We start from the raw sequence: 21903 nt of genomic DNA, 5'->3' as shown, positions 1-21903 counted from the left end.
ACTGATGACGACATCCAGCCCTATACGTGTCCTGCTGGCAGGCGAAGGCGCCATCGCTGCCACCCATATGCAGGCATTGCAAGGCCTCGACGATGTTGAGGTTGTTTGCCTAGCCGGCGGACTGCCAGATGATACGGCTCGCTTTGCAGCCGAATGGGGCATTCCAAACTACTCGTTGGATTATGAGCTCTGTCTTCTACGAGAAAACCTCGACGCCGTTATTCTTGCCACACCCAGCCCCTTGCATGCGCAACAGGCGACACAAGCGCTGTCGGCCGGCAAGCCTGTATTGGTTGAGATACCCATGAGCCTAAGTCTGTCGGAGGCCGAAGCACTGGCAAAACAGACGTGCGCTTCCGGCCAGATCTGTATGATCGCGCATACGCGTCGGTTCAACCCTTCACACCGCGAAATCAGACGACGTATCCAGGCAGGCGAATTTCACCTTCAGCATCTGGTAGCCGAAACCTACTTTTTCCGGCGCGATAACCGCAACATGCATGGCCAACCGCGCACTTGGACGGATCACTTGTTATGGCACCATGCTTGTCATACCGTGGATTTGTTCGCCTGGCTACTTGAGGATTCAGAAATTCAGGTCTGGGGGATTCAAGGTCCGCGCCATCCGACGCTGGGTATCGCTATGGATATGACTATTGGTATGCGGTCGGTGTCAGGCGTTATGGCAACATTGAGCCTATCCTTTAATAACCGTGGGCCGTTTGGCAGCTTCTATCGCTATATTGGCGAAGAAGATACGTTGCATGTGTTTCGTGACGAATTGAAGAACCACGAGGGCCATATAATTCCACTGTCAGGAAATGGGTTTGCCCTGCAGGATCGTGAGTTCTTTGCAGCGATTAGAGAAGGACGACAGCCTGAATCATCTGTTGAAAGCTGCCTACCGGCCATGCGCTTGCTGGATCAGCTGGACCGGCAAATGAACCCCTTACTGTAATGAAAAGGCCTCGCCCTCTTGGCGAGGCCTTTTCACTTCAAGACTAACGCGACTCTACGCCTAACTCATCCCATACGGACTCGGCCAAGTGAAAAGTAGCATTGGCCGCAGGGATTCCGCAGTAGATCGCACTCTGCATGATCACTTCCTTGATCTCGTCACGCGTGACGCCATTGTTGGCCGCTGCGCGCAGGTGCAGCTTCAATTCCTCGCTACGGTTCATACCGATCAGCATGGAAATGGTAATAAGGCTCCGGGTATGACGTGGCAAGCCAGGACGGGTCCAGATATCCCCCCAAGCATGCCGGGTGATCATTTCCTGAAACTCTTCATTAAAAGGCGTCAGGTTCTTGAGGCTGCGATCAACATGAGCATCGCCCAAGACGGCACGGCGTACTTCCATGCCTTTTTCATAACGTTCGCGTTCATCCATGGTGATTTACCTTTAAGCAGTTAGGAAAGCCAATACTCGCTGAGTAAATACATCACCAGCCTGTACATTGGAAAGGTGCGCCGCGCTGAACTCAGCATACTCGGCACCAGCAATGTGCTCCTGCATGAAGCGACCATGTTCAGGCGTGGTCACCGCGTCATGCGTGCCGGCTACGATGAGCACAGGAATCGTGACGCTTGTAAGCTGGTCACGGAAATCGCCGTCACGAACTGCCGCACAGTTAGCGGCATAACCTTCCGGCGACGTATTCGCCAGCATGTCTGTAATCCGTTTGACTTTAATAGACTCGGCCTCAGCGAAATCTGTAGTGAACCAGCGAGCAATGGAAGCGTCGCGCAGATCAAGCATGGCCTTTTGACCACCTTTTAGTACCGTATCGATCCGAGTGTTCCACACGTCGTCATTACCGATCTTGGCTGCTGTGTTACAGAGCACTACTCGCCGGATGCGGTCACCTGTGTTCACTGCCAGCCATTGCCCAATCAATCCCCCCATGGAAAGGCCACAGAAATAGGCCTTCTGGATGTTCAATGCATCAAGCAGGGCAATTACATCTTTGCCCAATTGCTCAATGGTATAGGGCCCTGGTGTCACGGAAGAGCTGCCATGCCCGCGGGTGTCATAGCGCAAGACACGAAAATGCTCGGTAAAGGCTGGAATCTGGTCGTCCCACATATGCAGGTCGGTCCCCAGCGAGTTGGAGAGCACCAGAACCGGTGCATCTTCGCGTCCATCAAGACGATAATTCAGTTCGCCCCCGGCGATTTTTATAGTTGCCACGGATTATTTCTCCTAGCGCGCACGCATGAATGACTGATGCTCGGCACAAGCACGCTCTACCCATGTACGGGCCTGGCCGAGGTAATGGGCAGGATCAAGTAAACGATCCAGTTCTTCAGAAGAAAACTCAGCCGAAACTTCTTCGTCTCGGCCCAGGGCTTCACGTAGATGGCACCGTTCAGCCACGGCACGGCGACAGCACTGCTCTACCAAATGGTGCGCCTGCTCACGCCCAATCCGCTGACTCAAAGCAATGCTGACGGCTTCAGCCAGAACCAGGCCATGGGTCAGCTCCAGATTCTGGCGCATCCGCTCGGCGTCGACTTCGAGCCCTTTCGCTACCAGCAAGGCTTGCTGCAAAGCGCCAGAGGTCAGGCAGACGATGTCAGGAAGGGTGTCCCATTCGGCATGCCACAGCCCCAGGCTGCGCTCGTGCTCCTGGGGCATAGACGCAAACATTGTTGCTACTAGGTTCGGCACGCGCGTAGCGGCACTGATCAGCACCGCAGCGCTAACCGGATTGCGTTTGTGCGGCATGGTCGAGGAGCCGCCACGTCCCTGCCCTGCCGGTTCGAAGGTTTCGGCTGCCTCGGTCTGCATCAGCAGGCTTAGATCACGGCCAAATTTACCCAATGTTCCGGCAATCATTCCGCATATGCTAGCCACTTCGACCAGACGATCACGGTGGGTATGCCAGGGTTGCTCGGGCAGAGAAAGGTCCAACTCTCTGGCTAACGCTTCGGCTACCGGCATCGCCTGTTCTCCGAGTGCCGCCAGAGTACCCGACGCCCCTCCGAACTGAAGCGTAAACAGGCGTGGCTCGAGCTCCACCAACCGTTGGCGATGGCGTGTAAGAGCCCCCAGCCAACCGGCAATCTTCATACCCAGGGTGACCGGCGTGGCATGCTGCAACCAGGTCCGTCCTGCCAGAGGCGTTTCGGCATAACGCTGCGCCTGCTCTGCCAGCGTCTCGGCCAGTTCTGCCAGATCAACCTCGAGCAGTTTCAAAGCCGTGCGCAACTGTAAGACGAGCCCCGTATCCATTACATCCTGGCTGGTTGCACCCATATGCACATAACGCTCAGCCTCGGGGCTCTGACGCTTGATTTCACGCCCGAGCGCTTTCACTAGCGGAATGGCTGAATTACCTGAGTTAAGGATAGCTTCACGCAACGCGTCGAAGTCATAACGCTCAGCCCGGCAGGCCTCCTCGATCGGGCCTACAGCGTCCTGAGGGATCACCCCTACGGACGCCTCGGCACGTGCCAGAGCAGCTTCGAAATCAAGCATTCCCTGGATACGGCCGGTATCACTGAACACGTCCCGCATGGCCGCCTGGGTAAAGTAGGCGTCAAACAGGTAATTGCCAGGTCTGTGCGTCATGAGCTTTCCTCAGGTATTTCTTATGAGTTGTTAATGATCGTCATGGAGATAACTGGCCTTGCGTGGCAGACGCAGGCTCACCAGGAAGGCGATTACCAACATTCCGGACACGTAAAAATAGAACAGCTCCTCATGGCCGATGGACTTGAACTTCAGTGCCACGAACTCGGCTGAACCGCCAAACAGCGCATTAGCCACGGCATAGGACAGCCCTACGCCCAACGCACGGATTTCTGGTGGGAACATTTCAGCTTTCACCAGACCACTGATCGAGGTATAGAAGCTGACGATGGCAAGAGCCACGATGATCAGGCCGAAGGCGGCGAAGGGGTTACTAGTAGACTTCAGGGTGAGCAGGATCGGATAAGTACACAATGCGCCCAGCGCACCAAACCATAGCATCGAAGCACGCCGGCCGATACGGTCGGACAAGGCTCCAAATAATGGCTGAAGGACCATATAGACAAACAGAGCCCCCGTCATGATGCCGCTGGCTGTCTTGGCATTCATACCGGCCGTGTTTACCAGATACTTCTGCATGTACGTAGTAAATGTGTAAAAGATTAGCGAGCCGCCGGCGGTATACCCCAGCACGGTAAAAAACGCCGCCTTGTGATGCTTGAAGAGGCCGGCCAGGGAACCGGCTTCTTTGGCAGAGCGGCTCTCCTGGGTTGCGGTCTCTTCCAGAGAACGGCGCAACAGTAAAGAGATGACGGCAGCGAAAGCGCCAATGGCAAAAGGAATTCGCCAGCCCCAGGCGCGAAGCTCCTCTTCAGTAAGAAGCTGCTGAAGGACGACAACAACCAGCACGGCCAGCAATTGTCCCCCGATCAGGGTGACGTATTGAAAAGACGCGTAGAAACCACGTTTACCCTTTAGAGCTACCTCACTCATGTAGGTAGCTGTCGTCCCGTACTCGCCGCCAACCGAGAGCCCCTGGAATAAACGAGCCAACAGCAACAGGAGCGGCGCCCAGAAGCCAATGCTGTCGTAGGTAGGCAGACAGGCGATCGCCAAGGAGCCTGCACACATCATCAGTACGGAAATCATCATGGATGTACGCCGACCGTAGCGATCTGCGACACCACCAAAAATCCAGCCACCGATTGGGCGCATTAGGAAGCCGGCAGCAAACACGCCTGCCGTATTCAGAAGTTGAACAGTCGGATCGTCAGAAGGAAAAAAGGCGTGAGCGAAATAGATGGAGCAGAACGAGTAGACGTAAAAATCGAACCACTCGACAAGATTACCGGACGACGCACCAACGATAGCGAAGATTCGCTTTCGGCGCTCCTCCAACGTGTAAGAAGAAGTAGTCATTTATGCACTCTTGTAATAGGTGAGTAATCCTTGGTGCTGCATGGCATTACCATGCGTACCAACTCGAGTCGCCTAGCCTGCATATAGCAGCGGCTTGGCCACCGTACAGGCAGAACCAGAGCAATACTGGCTCTGCGAGCTTTGATGTGACCTGTTACAAAAGATTTCGCTCCTTGCTCAGACGCATTACCATCGACACGGGTTAAACAAACGCCTTGCAAGATCACAAGACGCTTTGCTCAGTCCATGTCACGAACAGTCTTACAGTCGCTCTACAGCTAGGGCCAAGCCCTGCCCTACTCCTACGCACATAGTGGCCAAACCACGTTTCTTATCGTTCTTCTCAAGCCAATGTACGGTTGTCATGACCAGACGTGCGCCGCTCATACCCAACGGATGGCCTAAAGCAATGGCGCCTCCTTGGGGATTCACTTTTTCGCTGTCATCCGGCAGGCCCAAGCCGCGTACTACAGCCAGTGCCTGGCTGGCAAAGGCCTCATTAAGTTCAACCACGTCGAAGTCATCAATAGTTTTTTCCAGACGGGCAAGCAACTTCTGTACGGCTGGCACCGGGCCAACACCCATCACACGAGGCGCCACGCCGCCACTGGCCATGCCCAGGATACGGGCACGGGGCGTAAGACCGTACTTCTGCACTGCCTCAGCCGAGGCGATGATCATAGCGGCCGCACCATCATTCACGCCCGAAGCATTACCAGCGGTCACCGTCTTATCCGGACCATTGACCGGCTTGAGCTTGGCTAACATTTCCAGCGTCGTGTCAGGACGTGGATGCTCGTCCTTATCAACAATAGTTTCGCCTTTCTTGTGAGCAATGCGGACCGGTACGATTTCCTCGGCAAAGAAGCCGCTCTCCTGGGATGCCGCGGTGCGCTGTTGGCTGCGTAGAGCAAAGGCGTCTTGATCGGCGCGGGACACGTTGTACTCTTCCGCCACGTTGTCAGCTGTCTCCGGCATGGAGTGAGTACCGTACAGCTGCTTCATCAGCGGATTGACGAAACGCCATCCAATAGTGGTGTCTTCAATCTTCTGATTACGTGAAAACGCCGTATCGGCCTTGCCCATGACAAAGGGAGCACGTGACATGGACTCTACGCCACCCGCAATGGCCAGCTCCATTTCACCCGTTGCAATAGCACGATACGCAGTACCAACCGCATCCATACCTGAGGCACACAGGCGATTTAACGTAACACCCGGCACGTTTTCAGGCAGGCCTGCCAATAACAATGCCATACGTGCCACGTTGCGGTTGTCTTCCCCGGCCTGGTTGGCGCAGCCCATAAACACTTCATCGACCTCTGCCCAGTTCACCCCGGGATTGCGCTCCATCAGCGCTTTCAGGGGGATAGCCGCCAGATCATCGGCACGCACACTGGATAGCGAACCGCCAAAGCGGCCAATAGGGGTACGAACGGCATCGCAAATGAATACGTCACGCATCATAGGTCTCCTGGTCCCGAGACGAGTCGTCTGTGCCTGTATACAGGCGCAGGCCAACGCCCGGTTTGGCGGCTCAAGTCAGTGCCGGGAAGCGTCACTGACCGTTAGCTGTTATAAAATCTTCTTCAGGCGGGTAAACGAAATCGAGCGTCTGCTTCAAAAAGCAGAGCCGGCTTAGTCGACTTACAGCTGAATGCAGAATGGAAGGAACAGTATGCTTCTTGGCGCAACCAGACAATGCGATAATCGAATATTTGTTCGTTTATCGCACAGACAGATCGGACCTATGACTAATAGGATCTGGAAGCCTCTTTGATTGTGGCTGACAGCCCAGGGTAAGCAGGCCAGCCGAAAGCCTGACTGAATAAATCAGCATGCCCTAGTAAATTCGATTCAATAATCTTCAAGCGCTCTTGCTTTCAATAACGTCATAGGCAGCGGACCGCCCATGTACTCGACACGTTCTTAATGAAATAGCCGGGCACTCAACTCCTGGCTGGCCTTCAAGAGAAGCGGCAAAAAGCGGCTCTCCAGCTCCTGTCGTGTAATACGACTGGCATGTGTGCCAACGTTCATAGCGGCCATGACTTGGCCAGAGGCGTCAAGAATGGGAACCGCCAGCGAACGCAGCCCAACCTCCAGCTCTTGATCGACAATGCACCAACCCTGTCGCCGAATCTGTGCCAAACAGGGCAGCAGGGTTTCCGGCGTATGCAAAGTCCGACTGGTCTTGATCTGCAGATCGGCCCGCTCTAAATAGTCGCTCAGCGCCGCATCGTCCAATGCGGCCAGCAGAATGCGCCCCATTGACGTGCAATAGGCAGGCAACCGGCTACCTACACTAAGGTCAACTGAAATCAGCCGTAGAGGAGTAGCCGAACGAGCAATGTAGAGCACCTCATCTCCTTCCAGCGTGGCTACCGAACAGGCTTCGTGCAACTGCTCGCTCAGGCGATCCAGAATCGGCTGGGCGGTCAGCGCCATGGGTGTGGACGATAAATAAGCATGGCCCAACGTTAACACCTTGGGCAAAAGCGAATAGGTGCGCCCATCTGTAGTGACGTAACCTAGCTTCATCAAGGTGTGCAGGCATCGCCGTACGGCAGCACGGGGAATTTCGGTGCGGTGGCTGATCTGAGCGATGGTGAGATGCCGCTTACGCTCCTGAAAGGCGTGAATGACCGCCAGTCCACGCGCCAGTGAAGTCATGAAATTGGGATCGCCCGTAAACGCGTCGATACGCTTCGCAGGCGAAGCGATAATGGGTGGAGCGCCAAAGGAATAGGAATCACGCGTGTTATCCATCACGTATCGCTCCAGTCAGTAGCCAAAATCAGTTGGGCGATTATCGAATCAACTGGTCGATAATCGCAATAAGATCCGTTTGTAGAGATTGCCTCACGCTTGCAAAACTGGTTGCTATAAGCGTCTGGCGTTTCGATCTACCATAGGATTTCGAGAAATTTCGGATTTATCTGGCTAAGACGTAAGAGACGCTATATATGAGCGTACGTTTTTCACCAAATGGGTAGAGGCTTCGCTTGTGGCGCGGTCACACAGCGTCTCACTTGTCTTTGGACTAGAGCGCCTCTGGCTTTAATTGTCTCAAACGACTCAGTGTGCGAGAAAAGTCGATAGTCTTTTCCCCTGCTAACTCATCCATAGGCACTTCGCTACATAAAATGAGATAGACCCCTCGGTCGTAGGCGATATCCACCAGATTCAAGAAGCGCTGGCGAACCGCTTCGGTCTCGCCTGCCAGGGTATTCAGGCCGCTAATCGCCAGTTGCGGGAACTGCTCGATGATCCATATATAGTCAGCCGTTGAATGGGGTTGACCACAAAGATCATGAAAGTCGAACCAGATCCGCTCCCCCTCATAGGCGCTTACTTTTAGAGGATGATGATTAACATTTAAGGTGGTATCGGTCACGGCATTTTCCGAAAAATCCAGTAATGCCTGCACACGCGCCTGCCCACCCTTAGACTCCGGCCACACATAGCGCCCCCAGACGGTATTTTCGTTAGTCCACTGCCGATAGTCGATGCCACCATCCAGAGCGCAAATATCGAAACGCTGTTCGATGAGAGCAATAACAGGCTTGAAGCGTTCTCGGTAAAGGGGATTAGGGCATAGCCGCTCAGGCTTGTAGTTGGACGTCATGACTAGCCCAACTCCCTCGTCAACCAATACCTTCAGCATGCGCCCCAATAGCATGGCATCGCCGATGTCATGCACATGGAACTCATCGAAGCACATCAGCCGCACATCGCGAGCGATCTCCCGGGCGACCAGGGCTAACGGATCGGCTTGGCCAGCGTAATCACGCATTCGCCGTTGCAGCTCTTGTAAAAAAGCATGGAAATGCACGCGACGCTTTTCGGCAATTGGTACGGCTGCAAAAAAGGCATCCATGACAAAACTCTTGCCACGGCCGACATCGCCCCAGATATAAACACCAGCCGAGTGGCGCCGAAGCCAAGATTTACGGGAGGATAGAAAGCGCTCCAACCAATCAGCCAGATGCGCCGATGCCGCCTGTTGGGCGGCATCGGCAGTGTAGTTACGAGAGGCCAGCTCAGCAGCAAAATGCTGCCGAACCCGCTCACCAATATTAAGAAGCTCAGGCGTAGCCATTAGAAGTCGAAAAAGACAGTTTCCTGCGGACCTTGCAGATAGATGTCGAAACGGTAGCCCACTTGCCCATTATCATCAAACCGCTTGGCCATCAAAGTAGGACGCCGCGGAGGTTCGACGAAATTCAACACCGGGCAAATCGCATTCGCTTCGCCTTCATCCTCGAAATAGATACGGGTCTGCAAATGGATATTAATGCCCCGAGCGAATAGCGCCAGATTGATATGTGGCGCCATGGGACGTCCTAAACTATCGAGCACCTTGCCAGGCTTTACTGTTTTGACAGTCCAGTCACCCGAATCAAACGTCGTAGCCGTACGACCAAAACCATTGAATGGCTTGCTCTGATCGTAAATCGGGTCATAGATGCCCTCATGGTTGGCTTGCCAGACCTCAAGGAACGAGTCACGTACCAAGTTGCCATTGCCATCGAAGACCTGTCCGGTCAGCAAAATATGCTCACCGGGCGCGTCAGGCTTGGCCAACTCGTTCCAGATTTCCAACTCGCGGGTAGGATTGCCAGCAGCCGCTAGTGCCAATCCAATATGAACGTAGGGACCCGCTGTTTGTGAAGGGGTTTCCGGCAGAAAAGTCGCTGTCATGATGGCCTCCTCACAGGTTCTCGAAATGGGTCTGACGTGCGCCGCGAGTGACGATGTCAAAACGATAAGCGAGGCAGTCCATGGGATTAGCCATGGTCATATCCAGGCGTGCAACCAACGTTTGGACCGCATCCGGGCTCGCTATGGACTTCACGATTGGACAAATTGGCAGCAGCGGATCGCCTTCGAAATACAACTGGGTAATCAGCCGCGTTGAAATCGACGGCCCCATGATCGACACGTGAATATGGGCGGGACGCCAATCGTTTGCGCCGTTACGCCAGGGATAAGGGCCTGGCTTGATCGTCCGGAAAACATAATTTCCTTCGCTGTCCGTACGGGTACGGCCTACGCCTCCGAAATTCGGATCAAGCGGTGCCAGATAAATGTCGTTCTTGTGCCGGTAACGGCCACCGGCATTGGCCTGCCAGATCTCTATCAGCGTATTCGGGACGGGTTTGCCGAATTGGTCGACGATACGTCCGAACAGAATGATCCGCTCACCCTGCGGCAGTCCACCGTTATTGAAATTCAGTAGCAGGTCATTGTCGTGCTTGCCAAACTGCAAGTGCGAAAAATCAGGACCGGTACGCTCGGATACAGTCTGCTGAATGCTGACCAAGGCCTGCCTAGGCGAACGAGGTACGGTAGATTTGTAGGACGGCGTATAGGCCTGAGGATGCCAACTACGGTCACGGGCGACAAAACGCGTATCATTGGAATTATTATTCATCATGTACTCCACGGAGAGCTTCACCCATCAGGCGGGTGGTAACTCAGTGTGGCGTAGTGTCACGCCCTCGCCAATTGAAATGATGTCAAACCACCATAACCTAATGGTTATGAATAGCGGCCCGGTGCGCTACTAATTCTGTCGCTACTTCTCGCAGCGTCTCGCAGAACCACTGCCCAGCCAGCGGCAAAGGTACCGTACTGTTACGGCACAAGCCGATCGACCCTCCCGGCTCCTGAATACCCAGCGATAACTCCATCAGCGCCTTGGCCTGGATATCGATCTGCACGGCATCAAGTGGCGCGATCCAGATCGCATCGCTTTGCAACACATACCGCCGACTCAAGGCCGGAGAAAGCGTTTCTAGACGCTGTTGAGTGAGCGGAATACCACATTGCACAAAGAAGCTTTCTGCATATTGACGGATGGTAGTGCCTGACAATGGCAAAATTAAGGGGTAGTCAGCCAGCCGCTGCCGATCGATTTTCTCATCCTGTAATACAGGATGGCCCGGGCGAACCACCAGTGTCATCGACTCGCTATACAAATGTTCGAAGTTAAGCCCCTGAATCTCCGGACTGTCGGTCATACGTCCCACGACCACATCTAACTCACCAACTTTTAACTGATTCAATAAATAGGCGCTCATGCCTGTAGTTACACTAATCGTCAGCGCAGCGTAGCGGGCATGCAGACGCTGAATGACCTCAGGCATGACCTGGCTTTCAACGGTCGACAGAACACCTACCCTAACCACTTGACCTTGTACGCTGCCACTGCGCACTGAACTGACTCCGTCACGCAAGGCCTGGACACAAGGCCCGGCATAACGCATGAAGTCCTGGCCAGACTGAGTCAAAACCACGCCAGTTTTCGCACGGTCGAACAGGCGCACCTCGAGGATATCCTCGAGCTCCTTAAGTGTTTTTGAAATAGCTGGCTGGGAAACCGAAACTGCATGAGCGGCCTTGGCGAAGCTGCGCTGTTGAGCCACTTCGAGAAAGCACAAGAGATGACGGAACTTGATTCGGGTATCGATATTCATGGCCAGCCAACTAAAAATGAGCGAGGTGCCATTGTCGCGCTAGCGCCGACCTGTCGCTACAGGCCGTTGCCGTAACATATCTTTCTGGTTATTGGCTGCAGGGGATATGGCCGCTCGCCTATTGCCGCAGCACACTAATTACACTATGACTAACAAAGATCGCCCCGCTCTGTTCTGCCGAGAATAAAGATGAAAAAAGTCCTTATCTGCCTGCTGCGTGGTTATCAGATTGGCATTAGCCCTTTGCTTGGTCCACGCTGCCGCTTTTATCCATCTTGTTCTCATTATGCCATCGAGGCCTTGCAAATCCATGGCGTAGTGCGTGGCAGTTGGCTATCCATGCGCCGCCTGTCACGTTGCCATCCCTTTCATCCTGGTGGACTCGATCCGGTTCCTCCGCGCATGAGCAAGAAAAATTCGCACTCTGCCTATTGAGAACCCTTCGGCACAGGCTCGGCTTAACTCCTTCTCCTCGCCCTTTAAATAATTTTCACTCTTTTAGGCGATGGCCAAAACCCATAAACCTGGCGATAAGTATTCTATAAAACGCTTAACACAGCGTGATATAGGACATTGCCATGCGTCTGGTTTGGCCAATTCATCTACTAATCTGCACCTCCTGCCTCGCAACAAGCCTGTATGCGACTGATCTTGGCGACGATGTGGACCTCTTGGTTCCGATGGAATATCGCACTCCCCGTGCCCTTGATGGCATCGATCTGAGAAACGCTAATCGTGTCGCCTATATCGTGCAAAACGGTGCGGATCACCAAGCTGTACTGAACCAGATCGGACTCAACAACCAGGCGCTTGTTTCTCAGTTGGGGAGCTCTCATGAGGCCACCCTTCTCCAGAATGGCACTGAACTTACAGCCATCATCATTCAGGCAGGTTATGGCAATGACGCCTATATCTCTCAACAAGGATCCGGTAGTAGCGCTCAGATTGCTCAATACGGGACCTACAACGAAGCCTATATAGAACAGGTAGGTGATGGGCTTAACAGTACGGTCACACAATACAGCAATTACCAGAGCGTAGTCGTCCGTCAACACCGCTAGCAGGCCGGTTGCCTGCCCTCTCACGCGTTAATCGATGTTCATGAAATCAACGGAGGATTCATCATGCATCACATTAACCCCCTGACAGCAGCACTGCTCATAGCCATAAGCGCTCAGGCACTGACGGCCAACAATACGGCTGAGATCTATCAAACCGGGGATAATCATTCAGCCACAGCGCTACAGGGTAAAGGTGGAGAAGGCAGCTACAGCCGCCAAGAGCAACATGGGTCAAGCAATCAGGCGGTAGTCGATAAAACGGAGGGCAGCCGTCAGGTTTCTTATCAATATCAAAGCGGTTCCAGTAATCAAATAGAGACCTACCAGATTGGCGGATATGATAACCAGTCCCATGTAGAACAGGTCGACCAGAGCAATAGCCGGGTTGCTGTCGACCAAAGCGCTACCACATTCAATTATGCATTTGTGCAGCAAATCAATGGGGAGGCCAACGTAGCAGATGTCGACCAGACCGGCTATGCCAACCGAGCGACGATCACTCAAGGTGGACCCGAGGGAGCAACGTCCGGGTCTATCGGCCTTTACCATCGCGGCAGCTCGAACGAACTGACCGCCGTACAGACAGGCATAAACAACTGGGCATTCAATACCACGTGGGGCGACCTCAACCGAATCGACATCTCACAAACCGGCACTGGCGAAATGGGTCGATTAACTCAGTATGGCCACCAAAATACGGTAGCGCTCAACCAGAGCGGGATCGCCTCGCAGGCTGACGTAGTCCAGTCTGGCGAGCGCAACGATGCCTCCATAACCCAATCCGGTTACCAGGCCTCTTCGACCAACGTACTTCAATTTGGCGATGATAATGTCGCTACAACTAGTCAAGTCGGCTTGAACAACGAGCTTTATTTCGAGCAGAACGGGAATGGCAATAGTCTAACGGCTGAAAGCATAGGCCGTAACTTGGGCCTTACGGGCTCTTCCCTTGGTAATAACAACATAGTCGAGTTGGTACAGAGCGGATCGCTTAACACGCTTGAAGTGCTGCAAACCGGTAATGACAACCAGGCCACGGTTACCTAAGAGAACAGTTTCAGCGATGCCGCGATCATCCAGACAGGTACAACCAACCAGGCCACCCTTTCCCAGGTGTCGGACATCAACGCACTCGTTCCAGCCTCGGCCGTCATACGTCAGGATGGTACTGCAAACGTAGCGTTGATTACTCAAAACTGAGTTGCACCGAAAAATTCGCCGAGTGCTAGCCAAGCCCGGCCTCGGCGATCTAGCCATCTATCATCTTCCTGCCTTGCTGTCAGGACGCAATAGTCTACTCGGATAGCCCGTTTCTAAAACATAGAAGCACGACACCACTCCAGCAAAGGATTAATCCTTTAACAGACCAAAAACATTTCTTTTTCAATCTTTAGAGCGATACCCAGCCATTGCAACAAAGCCAACAATTCAGCCAGTGCTATATAGGGATTTAGCCATGAAAGTATTGCAACGGTTATGCTCAAGAGTACTGCTCGCCCTAAGTGGCATGAGCTTTGCCCTCTCCCCTCTTTATGCTGCTGACCTAGTCGATAATTTCGATCTTGCCTCTACTTCAGACCTCGCCGGCACTATCGACATGCGCGCCCTGGCTAATGCTTCAGCTACTGGTCTAACGGCAGCCATAACACAGAATGGTAATGGCAACGAGGCGACACTGACCCAGCAAGGTATTGCCTCACGTGCCGTCATTGCTCAACAAGGTAGCGATCAGCAGGCCGCTATTCTGCAGCAAGGCTCTGATCTCACGGCAATCATTACCCAGGCCGGGTATGCAAACAACGCCGATATCACCCAGAGCGGTTCTACAAATGTTGCCCTGATTACTCAATATGGCGCCTATAACAACGCCTCTATCGAGCAGAGCGGAACAGGCCAGCAGGCTAATGTCACTCAATACGGCAGCCACCAGAGCGTAACAGTAAGCCAGTACTGAGTTCCTAAAAACCGTACTCCCGTTTGCATCTTATTGGATCAAGCCCTCGCCAGGGCTTTAAAGCAGTAAAAAAAGGAAGAATCATGCATACATTTAAGCCGCTCGCCGCTGCCATTCTGATCGCTTTCAGCGCTCAATCCTTTGCTGAAATGAACACGGCAGAAACCCGTCAGTCAGGAGATAACAACTCGGCCACACTGGAACAACTCGACGGATCTCTACAAAGCAGTAGCATCCAAGAGCAGTTGGGTACTGGTAATACAGGCACCGTAACCCAGAGTGGTGCCTCGCGCAGTTCCTCCTATCAATATCAAGACGGTACGTACAACACCGCTACAACGTATCAGCAGGGCGGCGATAACACATCTTCTATCTATCAGGAGGCGCAAGACAACAGCCAAACCCAGGTCACCCAGGCTGGCGACGTCAACGAAGCCAAGATATATCAATTGACTGGCAACGATAACATCGCCCAGATCGAGCAAGTGGGCAATAACAACCTAGCCGAAGTTACTCAGGGCGGTGGATCGGCCTATGGCATGTCATCCGGCGGCTACGCTAGTATTTATCAGCAAGGTGATAATAATAGCCATATCGTTTCGCAGGATGGCTACGCTAATCAATTCACCGCAACTGCAACCGGTAACGACAATCGCGTCGAGACCGCGCAAGTCGGCATCGGCAACTCAGCTACGTTGGCTCAAACAGGCGACAACAACAACATTGCGTTGACGCAGACCGGTGATGGCCAGACGGCTTCCATTACCCAGGAAGGCACCTCGAACACGGCATCCCTCATTCAGGATGGCTATAGCGGCCCTGAGTTCGCAACGTTGTCGCAGCGTGGCGACAATAACGTGATGAATATTCAGCAGGACGGCAAGTTCAACGAGCTTTACTTCGATCAGGATGGCTCTAGCAACACGTTCAGCAGCACAGTTGAGGGACGAGGAAACGTTCTGGCGGGCTCTTCGACGGGGACTGGCAACACTGTTACTGCCACCCAAACAGGAGACAGTAATTATGTAGATGTCACGCAAAATGGCAGTGACAACATTGCTACAGTACAACAGCTCGACTCTCAACTTGGGGCCATGGCAGTCGTGGCGCAGAATGGTGTAGCAAACCAGGCCATGATTACGCAAGGTGGTCAATTCGGCTTTGGCGCTGCGGCAACTATCTCTCAAACAGGCAATGGCAATAGCGCAACCATTACCCAACAGTAAGCCAGTTGCTGCACAGGCTAGCGTTGAATAACGCTAGCCTTACCTAAAGGTGGCCTGACATCTTAAGCCGCCCTCAATAACAGTCGGCATATCTCGGCCCTACTACTATTATGTCAAGATTACTTGTATTGCCTATGACCGCTTGGTTACTTGCAACTTCATCCCCCAATGTTGAAGCATCACTCAACCTTGAGGCCGTTACGCCCCAACAAGCTGCCGTGGAGTTATGCTTTCGAGGCAAGGGCGAAAGCATACGCTTTGAAATGATCGTTCAGTCAAACGGTAAAGCGGGTAATAATCGCTCTCGGCAGGCTGGAGAGGCCAAAGCTACGGAAAACGGTTCGTGTCCGGTACGTAATAAGCTCGGCTATGCCCCACAGACCCAAGTAAGCGCGCACTTAAAATGGTGGGTGGATGGTATTGAACAACCTGAAATAGAGAAAACGCTTGGTCAGAAATCCTCCGATACGCCAGGGCTACGCACCTGAGGAAGGGATCGAACAGGCATCGCACTTAACTCCATTCCCTCCGACATATTGCAACCAATCAGCGCTTTAGCGAACGCCTGTCATGCGATTCAACTATTCAGGAAATACCCGCATGACGTGTTACAAGCGCATCAACGTAGCGTTGTCTTGTTTACCCTGAAAATAGATATCCAGCGCACGAGTAAATATATCGTCGCCATCGGTTACCTGAGCAAATAATGTCATGGAAGAATGAAATTTAAGGTTATCCGGATAACCAAAAATTTGCTCCACGCTGAAGTTCTCAAGGCTATTTACAATTACAGTCGCCTCACGCAACCGCGACCCCAAAATCGAATGGTTTAAGTAGGCCCTGGCCTCCTCACCAGAGGCTATAGCATAGCGCCGCGCCATATCGCTATAACCAAGGCCCTGAATCTGTGGGAAAACAAACCACATCCAGTGAGTGCGTTTACTGCCTGCCTGCAACTCAGAAAGCACCCGCCCCCATAAAGGGTCTTGGGCCATTACAAAGCGCTCAAGAGTAAAAGATTCGGCCATCATAGAATCATTTCGACCGCTGAGCCTGCGGATCTTCAGGCTCATTGAACTTGGTCCGGCGCTGCTCACCTTGCTGATTCAAGGTCTTATTAGCCTCTCCTACTTTGCTTGCCTCTTCAGGTGACTCTGAAGTCGTACGTTTTGAGTGCTCGGTAGCCATGATATGCCTCGTCTTGTTAGGAACAGGTAAGCATTAGGCAATATCATCTCTACTTAGTGCCCACGCCAAGTTATTGAAGAAAGATGTTCAATCATCGAACCCAATGGGCTCCTGCATCTCATCAACCTTCATTTCTAAACGATACGCTAACGCAATGAACAAGGCCTGACACAAGCATAGAGTGGCACTTAACGAGCGAAAGGCAAAGGCGCTCCCCTCATTGACTAGCAGTAACGCATTGGCCCGCTTCGCCAGAGGAGATAATTGGCTATCTGTAATAATCAATGTCTTCGCCTGGTTATGTTGGGCAATACGAACACACTGCTGACTCTCCTTTCCATAAGGGGTGAAGCTAATAGCTACGACTAAATCATTCGAGCTGACACTACGCATTTGCTCGCGATAACTGCCCCCTAGCCCTGACACCAGATGGATACGCTTGTTTGTGTGCTGCAAGTTGTAAACAAAGTAATGTGCTACGGCAAACGACCGGCGCACGCCAACCACATAGATATTCTCTGCATTTACTAACAAACCCACCGCTTTCTCAAAGGCCTTGTCATCCAGCTCTTCAGCCAAGCGATCTAGACCAGAACGTGTAGCGCTAATACATTCCTGAGCCAAATCGACGCCAGTAGCCATCTGTGACTTATTGGCAATCATGCGCCGAATACGTTGCTGATAGTTCTGAATCGGTGTTGCTTTGTGCGTATAGGCCTCACGAAACAAGGCCTGCATCTCGCTAAAGCCCTTGAACCCAAAGCGCTGCGAAAAACGGACAATAGCCGAAGGATGAACCTCACACTGCCGAGCAATATCGCTGATCCGATCAACCATAACACGGTCGCTCTGTTGACTCATGTAAGTGGCGACGCGTTTGAGTTGTCGAGGCAGAGACTCATATTCCGCCGCAATCGACTTTTGTAACGCCTCTACGCTATCAGGAACCATAACCGTGGAAGCCTGCGATGGATCAGTATCAAGCATTTGGTATCCTTTCTGATGAATCGTTACAGCAGCGCATCAATTGATGTTAGCGCTCTAAACCGTTTGATAATGCGTGCATTTTTCAGCAAATGCAGTTATCTGCAAAAGAATAAGCAGATTTCTTAAAAAGTAGAATTGTAAAAACTGAGCTTAGAATAAAGGATTATTTTTCTAAAAATATTTTTTTAGAAAAATATTGGCAAACTAAAGGCTTTGGAGAAAATCCAGATATTAAGGGCAGTAGATTCCTCTACGCCTTGAATTCAGCTAGAGGAGTAATGGTAGACATGTGCTCTAGCCCAAGACTTCACGCTATAACCCTATCGTATGAAAAAACAATACTAATGAATGACGCTTGGGTTCGACCGTGCCCACAAGACATACCAGAGCATTACACGATTATGGCTTCATCAGCTTACAATCGAATAGGCTGATTTGCTGAGCGTAGCCTATAAGAAAACTTCAAAATGAGAGGCCTGCTGTAGGCACATAATAAATTCAGCTGTCACTGGAAAATCAGCCTGGAGCAACTACTCGTCGACACCTCAATTTTAAAGTTTCATAGCGCTCCAACTGAGCCCTGTCTGAATCCAGAGCCCAGACGGATAATTTCCAGCCCAACCAACAGAATGATCAATCAATAGCCCATACATCTAAGGCAAGCGAATCCAGAAACCGGGACTGATCAAGCCAAGCGGATTACCGAGCAGCGCTCATGGCTGCGTCTAACAACTGTCGGCCGTCCAACTTCTCGCCTAATGCCTCGACAATCCCGGGGGTAAAGACAACTTGAATATCGTCCTCTGTCGAACGCCATCGCTCCAACACGAGAAGCGTCGCTTTGCTGCCATTACGGTGTAAAAGACGTAGTGAAGCTTTTTGAAGAAAGCTCAGTCGGGCTTCAAGTGTTTCCCGGTCTTCCTGGTTTTGCGGCTTGATCGAAATGATATTGTTACGCAATGGTGCGCTCTCCACAGTCAGGGGCTATTGTTCTTTCTGCCCAGTCATGTCCAGACAGTCTGACTTCGTCCTGAATACGATCGCTGGCGCGATACCACACGAGTCGCCCTGCATAGTCGCACAAGGTAAAAAAACTCTTCAAACGTATCGGATAGACGCGCCCTATTTTCTATCTGCACAGGTAAATAGGACCCGTACAACTTATCCGTTTTAAGGCAAATTACTCTTGATACGAAGACAGACCAGAAGCCCCAAGCCTATAGCGAAGATAGCAAGCGAGATGCAGGCTAGTTACGAGGAAGTAAATAACATAAACCGTGAAACAGCTCCTACATACGCAGCCAATTGGGAACTATTTAATCCACTCGGCGGCGTTCATCTCCTCTTTTTTCACGTGCTTCTCTCCATGAAGCCATATCTACAATACGTGGATCATTGGGTATATGCGGCTGATCTGGAACTGCATAAGGCGCAAACTCAATCAAACCAAGTCTTGCTCCAAACATGACTATGCTCCCTGCTAAGCGCTGCTCGCCTGTTGAGGTGAACTCAAAATCGTAAAATCGAGCAAAGCGCCTATGTCCTTTAACGTCTCGCATAATACCGAAACGGCGAAAGGCCACATTTTCGTCCAAGAGCTCTACGCCACGTTTGGCGCAATGCTCTTTAGCTAAAGCTAAAGTACGCTCGCGCAGTCCATGTGAATGCCATAGCCAAGCACACACCGCAGCGGCCATCATGAAAATGAACAGATTACCCAAGGTCAGCATGAATATTCACCTGCACAAGCCTTCCAAGCTCTCTACTAAGAGAGACCTATTAAACTCTTCCTGCTCACTGCCTAGGCATGGCTTCCGATGAAGGGGTTTCAGGCTCGTGCAGCAAACGAATGTTATTTTGATCACCTTTGTACAAGCTTAGCGGGGTAACCTCCTTTGCGCGAAGAGGTGTCTGTTGCTGGTTCCAAACGTAATAAAACACATTTAACGCTAACAAAAACACGAAAAGCCATTTCATCATATTGAGCCAACAGGACAGGCAAAGGCTAAACCGACAAAAATCAGATCCGGCACTATACGTGAACCTGGAATCACATCCTTTACCAATTCAGCATCTCCTCCGGTCAAAAATATAGCTACATCAGACCCAAGCAGTTCGATAGCCAACTCATGCTGAGTACGTACAAATCCTCTAAGCATGTAAACACACCCGCCCTCAACAGCCTGAGCCGTCGTACGTCCAGGAAGGGGGTGCCCGCTCGCACCTTCGAATTGTGGATCATATCGAATCCGCCGGGTATGAGTTTGAAGCTCACGCCGCATCAGCGGTATTCCCGGGCAGATGAAACCGCCTCGATGCTGTCCATCCGCATCAATGAAATCAGCTGTAATGGCTGTACCTAAATCGAGAACTAAACAAGCTTTATCACCAGCAAGCTTGAAACCTCCTAGTACTGCCAGCCAACGATCCATACCTAAGCGTTTGTAATCTTCATAACCATTGGCAACGCCCAAGAGTGTTTCAGCGGGCTTGGCCTGTAGACAAACAAGCCCAAGCTGACTGTTCAATTGCTCAATCAGCTCATCGGTTTCTTCTTCACTACGTACACTAACAAGCCGGCAAGACGTTAGAGATAAGGAAGGCGACTCTAGGAGCACCTGAACAAGCTCAGAATCCGAGTGAACAACCCCCGAAGAAGCTACTTTATTGTCAGCGTTAACTACACGCCATTTAATTAAGCTGTTTCCACAATCAAGCTCAAGAATCATTATTCAATCTCAAACTGAGCTCGCCACCACTAAAGGATTTTTCATGGCCGTCTACATTCAACCTAAGCGATCCGTCTAAGCCTATGCCTAGGACTGTTCCGTTAACCTGATGAACTCCAGAAGACAATACCACTTCACGACCTTGCCAAAGATGGTTCTCTTCCCATCTTTTCCCAAGCTCAGCGAAACCCTGCTCTTGGTGAAGCCCTAGCAAGACGCGTAATTCCTCTAATAATCCAGAAACCAACTCGTTTCGTGAGACTGGATGCCCAATGGCTTCATGTAAGGATATCCAAGGCTGGTCAATATTCTCGGCACTTCGCATATTCACATTCAAACCAATGCCAATAATAGCGGTACAGATATCAGCCGGATCGCCTGAGATCTCGACAAGTACACCAGCCAGCTTGCGATTATGCAAAAGAATATCGTTAGGCCATTTCAACCCAACGTCTTTAAGCCCTATTTTCCGAAGGGTAATAACTACAGCCAACCCAACAACCAGGCTAAGCCCTTCGAGTTGCCTAACTCCTCCTTGAATAGACAGCGCAAGGGTAAGATAAATATTTTTGGCGTAGGGGCTAACCCATAGGCGTCCCCTACGACCTCGACCTGACGTTTGGTGCTCAGCCAAAAGCACAAAGGGAGGCTGCGTAGCACCATTTAATACACGCCGTAAAGCCTCAGCATTAGTAGAGTCGATTGTATCTAATATCGAGACGGGCCAATCAACACACTTAATAAGATGGGGAGTTAGTAGCTCAAGAGGCTCTGCCAACCGATAACCTTTACCTGGAACCTTAAAAAAGGTTAGACCGGTCTTTTCTTCAATAGCTTGCAGTTGCTTCCAAACAGCACTGCGGCTAATACCTAAAAGCCTGCCCAACTGCTCGCCAGAATGAAACTTTCCATCAGCCAAACAAATTAGAAGTGCCGATATCGCCATACAATTCTCTCTAAAAGCCGAAGCAAGCCTGCTCCAGGTTAGCCGTCTTTGCCGCTCAGTTCTGGGCTCTGAAAAGACAAAACCCCCGGGCTGTTAGGCCTGGGGGTTTTGGGTATAGGTGCTTGACGATGACCTACTCTCACATGGGGAGGCCCCACACTACCATCGGCGATGCTTTGTTTCACTTCTGAGTTCGGAATGGGATCAGGTGGTTCCAGAGCTCTATAGTCGTCAAGCAATTCGGGTGAGGAATCGCTGTTAGTTGCTTCCTCGAATGGGTATGTGATCAGGTAATTGCGGGTTCGCAAGCTTTCGGCTTTAGGCGTCTTCCCGTAGGCAATCTTTACAGATTGTTTGGGTGTTATATGGTCAAGCCTCACGGGCAATTAGTATCGGTTAGCTCAACGCCTCACAGCGCTTACACACCCGACCTAT

23 protein-coding genes and 1 rRNA gene are annotated in these 21903 nt (G+C 51.7%); 7 read left to right on the top strand and 17 right to left on the bottom strand.

The window, feature by feature from the left end; translation table 11 throughout:
* The first annotated feature begins 4 nt into the window (after positions 1-4).
* A complete protein-coding gene (locus tag IQ22_RS00130) occupies positions 5-958 on the top strand; it encodes a Gfo/Idh/MocA family oxidoreductase (RefSeq protein WP_208733582.1) in 954 nt (317 codons plus the stop codon).
* 43 nt (positions 959-1001) lie between these two features.
* Here IQ22_RS00130 and pcaC read toward each other — a convergent pair whose 3' ends face one another.
* The 10 genes from pcaC to pcaQ form a co-directional block, all read right to left on the bottom strand.
* Positions 1002-1391: a 4-carboxymuconolactone decarboxylase gene (gene pcaC / locus IQ22_RS00125; protein WP_145136205.1), complete on the bottom strand. Its 390-nt coding sequence runs from the start codon at positions 1389-1391 to the stop codon at positions 1002-1004.
* Between the two features lie 12 nt (positions 1392-1403).
* Positions 1404-2192, bottom strand: coding sequence for a 3-oxoadipate enol-lactonase (pcaD, locus tag IQ22_RS00120; RefSeq protein ID WP_145136202.1), 789 nt, complete (start codon positions 2190-2192; stop codon positions 1404-1406).
* A 12-nt stretch (positions 2193-2204) separates the two neighbouring features.
* A complete protein-coding gene (locus tag IQ22_RS00115; RefSeq protein ID WP_145136200.1) occupies positions 2205-3575 on the bottom strand; it encodes a 3-carboxy-cis,cis-muconate cycloisomerase in 1371 nt (456 codons plus the stop codon).
* A gap of 30 nt (positions 3576-3605) precedes the next feature.
* A complete protein-coding gene (locus IQ22_RS00110; RefSeq protein WP_145136197.1) occupies positions 3606-4895 on the bottom strand; it encodes an MFS family transporter in 1290 nt (429 codons plus the stop codon).
* Positions 4896-5156: 261 nt separating this feature from the next.
* Positions 5157-6362, bottom strand: a complete 1206-nt coding sequence (gene pcaF / locus IQ22_RS00105) for a 3-oxoadipyl-CoA thiolase (protein ID WP_167654139.1) — start codon at positions 6360-6362, stop codon at positions 5157-5159.
* A gap of 462 nt (positions 6363-6824) precedes the next feature.
* On the bottom strand, positions 6825-7664 hold the full coding sequence (locus IQ22_RS00100) for an IclR family transcriptional regulator domain-containing protein (RefSeq protein WP_145136190.1): 840 nt from the start codon (positions 7662-7664) through the stop codon (positions 6825-6827).
* A gap of 274 nt (positions 7665-7938) precedes the next feature.
* Positions 7939-8997, bottom strand: a complete 1059-nt coding sequence (gene zapE, locus IQ22_RS00095) for a cell division protein ZapE (RefSeq protein WP_145136188.1) — start codon at positions 8995-8997, stop codon at positions 7939-7941.
* Positions 8997-9599, bottom strand: coding sequence for a protocatechuate 3,4-dioxygenase subunit alpha (gene pcaG / locus IQ22_RS00090; RefSeq protein WP_145136187.1), 603 nt, complete (start codon positions 9597-9599; stop codon positions 8997-8999). Before pcaG ends, zapE begins: the two co-directional genes overlap by 1 nt.
* A 10-nt stretch (positions 9600-9609) precedes the next feature.
* Positions 9610-10332, bottom strand: a complete 723-nt coding sequence (gene pcaH / locus IQ22_RS00085; RefSeq protein ID WP_145136186.1) for a protocatechuate 3,4-dioxygenase subunit beta — start codon at positions 10330-10332, stop codon at positions 9610-9612.
* 100 nt (positions 10333-10432) lie between these two features.
* Positions 10433-11377 (bottom strand): pca operon transcription factor PcaQ, encoded by a 945-nt coding sequence (pcaQ, locus tag IQ22_RS00080; RefSeq protein WP_145136185.1) that lies wholly within the window; start codon positions 11375-11377, stop codon positions 10433-10435.
* 189 nt (positions 11378-11566) lie between these two features.
* On the opposite strand from pcaQ, the gene yidD reads away from it, so the two are divergent.
* From yidD to IQ22_RS00050, 6 genes are all read left to right on the top strand, one after another.
* Entirely contained in the window at positions 11567-11812 is a 246-nt protein-coding gene (gene yidD, locus IQ22_RS00075) for a membrane protein insertion efficiency factor YidD (RefSeq protein ID WP_145136184.1), read from the top strand.
* Positions 11813-11955: 143 nt separating this feature from the next.
* A complete protein-coding gene (locus IQ22_RS00070) occupies positions 11956-12438 on the top strand; it encodes a hypothetical protein (RefSeq protein WP_145136183.1) in 483 nt (160 codons plus the stop codon).
* Between the two features lie 63 nt (positions 12439-12501).
* A complete protein-coding gene (locus tag IQ22_RS00065; protein ID WP_145136182.1) occupies positions 12502-13485 on the top strand; it encodes a hypothetical protein in 984 nt (327 codons plus the stop codon).
* Between the two features lie 409 nt (positions 13486-13894).
* Positions 13895-14392, top strand: a complete 498-nt coding sequence (locus tag IQ22_RS00060) for a hypothetical protein (protein WP_425298826.1) — start codon at positions 13895-13897, stop codon at positions 14390-14392.
* Between the two features lie 83 nt (positions 14393-14475).
* Entirely contained in the window at positions 14476-15618 is a 1143-nt protein-coding gene (locus tag IQ22_RS00055) for a hypothetical protein (RefSeq protein WP_145136181.1), read from the top strand.
* A gap of 134 nt (positions 15619-15752) precedes the next feature.
* Positions 15753-16106 carry a hypothetical protein gene (locus tag IQ22_RS00050; protein WP_145136178.1) on the top strand — a complete coding sequence of 118 codons (354 nt, stop codon included), beginning with the start codon at positions 15753-15755 and terminating at the stop codon, positions 16104-16106.
* 120 nt (positions 16107-16226) lie between these two features.
* Here the strand turns inward: IQ22_RS00050 and IQ22_RS00045 are convergent, their stop codons facing one another.
* The 7 genes from IQ22_RS00045 to rrf form a co-directional block, all read right to left on the bottom strand.
* Positions 16227-16691 carry a DUF1810 domain-containing protein gene (locus tag IQ22_RS00045; protein ID WP_244308843.1) on the bottom strand — a complete coding sequence of 155 codons (465 nt, stop codon included), beginning with the start codon at positions 16689-16691 and terminating at the stop codon, positions 16227-16229.
* Between the two features lie 202 nt (positions 16692-16893).
* Positions 16894-17757, bottom strand: coding sequence for a MurR/RpiR family transcriptional regulator (locus IQ22_RS00040; protein ID WP_244308870.1), 864 nt, complete (start codon positions 17755-17757; stop codon positions 16894-16896).
* Between the two features lie 735 nt (positions 17758-18492).
* Complete coding sequence (locus tag IQ22_RS00035) at positions 18493-18753, bottom strand: hypothetical protein (RefSeq protein WP_145136171.1); 261 nt, start codon at positions 18751-18753, stop codon at positions 18493-18495.
* Between the two features lie 356 nt (positions 18754-19109).
* On the bottom strand, positions 19110-19523 hold the full coding sequence (locus tag IQ22_RS00030) for a DUF3301 domain-containing protein (RefSeq protein WP_145136168.1): 414 nt from the start codon (positions 19521-19523) through the stop codon (positions 19110-19112).
* Positions 19524-19769: 246 nt separating this feature from the next.
* On the bottom strand, positions 19770-20522 hold the full coding sequence (locus IQ22_RS00020) for a type III pantothenate kinase (RefSeq protein ID WP_145136162.1): 753 nt from the start codon (positions 20520-20522) through the stop codon (positions 19770-19772).
* The gene (gene birA, locus IQ22_RS00015) at positions 20512-21462 is read right to left on the bottom strand and encodes a bifunctional biotin--[acetyl-CoA-carboxylase] ligase/biotin operon repressor BirA (RefSeq protein WP_145137494.1); all 951 of its coding nucleotides are present in this window, start codon (positions 21460-21462) and stop codon (positions 20512-20514) included. The genes IQ22_RS00020 and birA overlap by 11 nt, the downstream gene beginning before the upstream one ends.
* A gap of 126 nt (positions 21463-21588) precedes the next feature.
* Positions 21589-21704 (bottom strand): 5S ribosomal RNA (rrf, locus tag IQ22_RS00010).
* Positions 21705-21903: the final 199 nt, after the last annotated feature.

The organism is Pseudomonas duriflava, from assembly GCF_007830155.1.
Taxonomy (GTDB): domain Bacteria; phylum Pseudomonadota; class Gammaproteobacteria; order Pseudomonadales; family Pseudomonadaceae; genus Chryseomonas; species Chryseomonas duriflava.
Note: the sequence above shows the minus strand (reverse complement) of the source record. Positions and strands in the feature narration are given on the sequence as shown.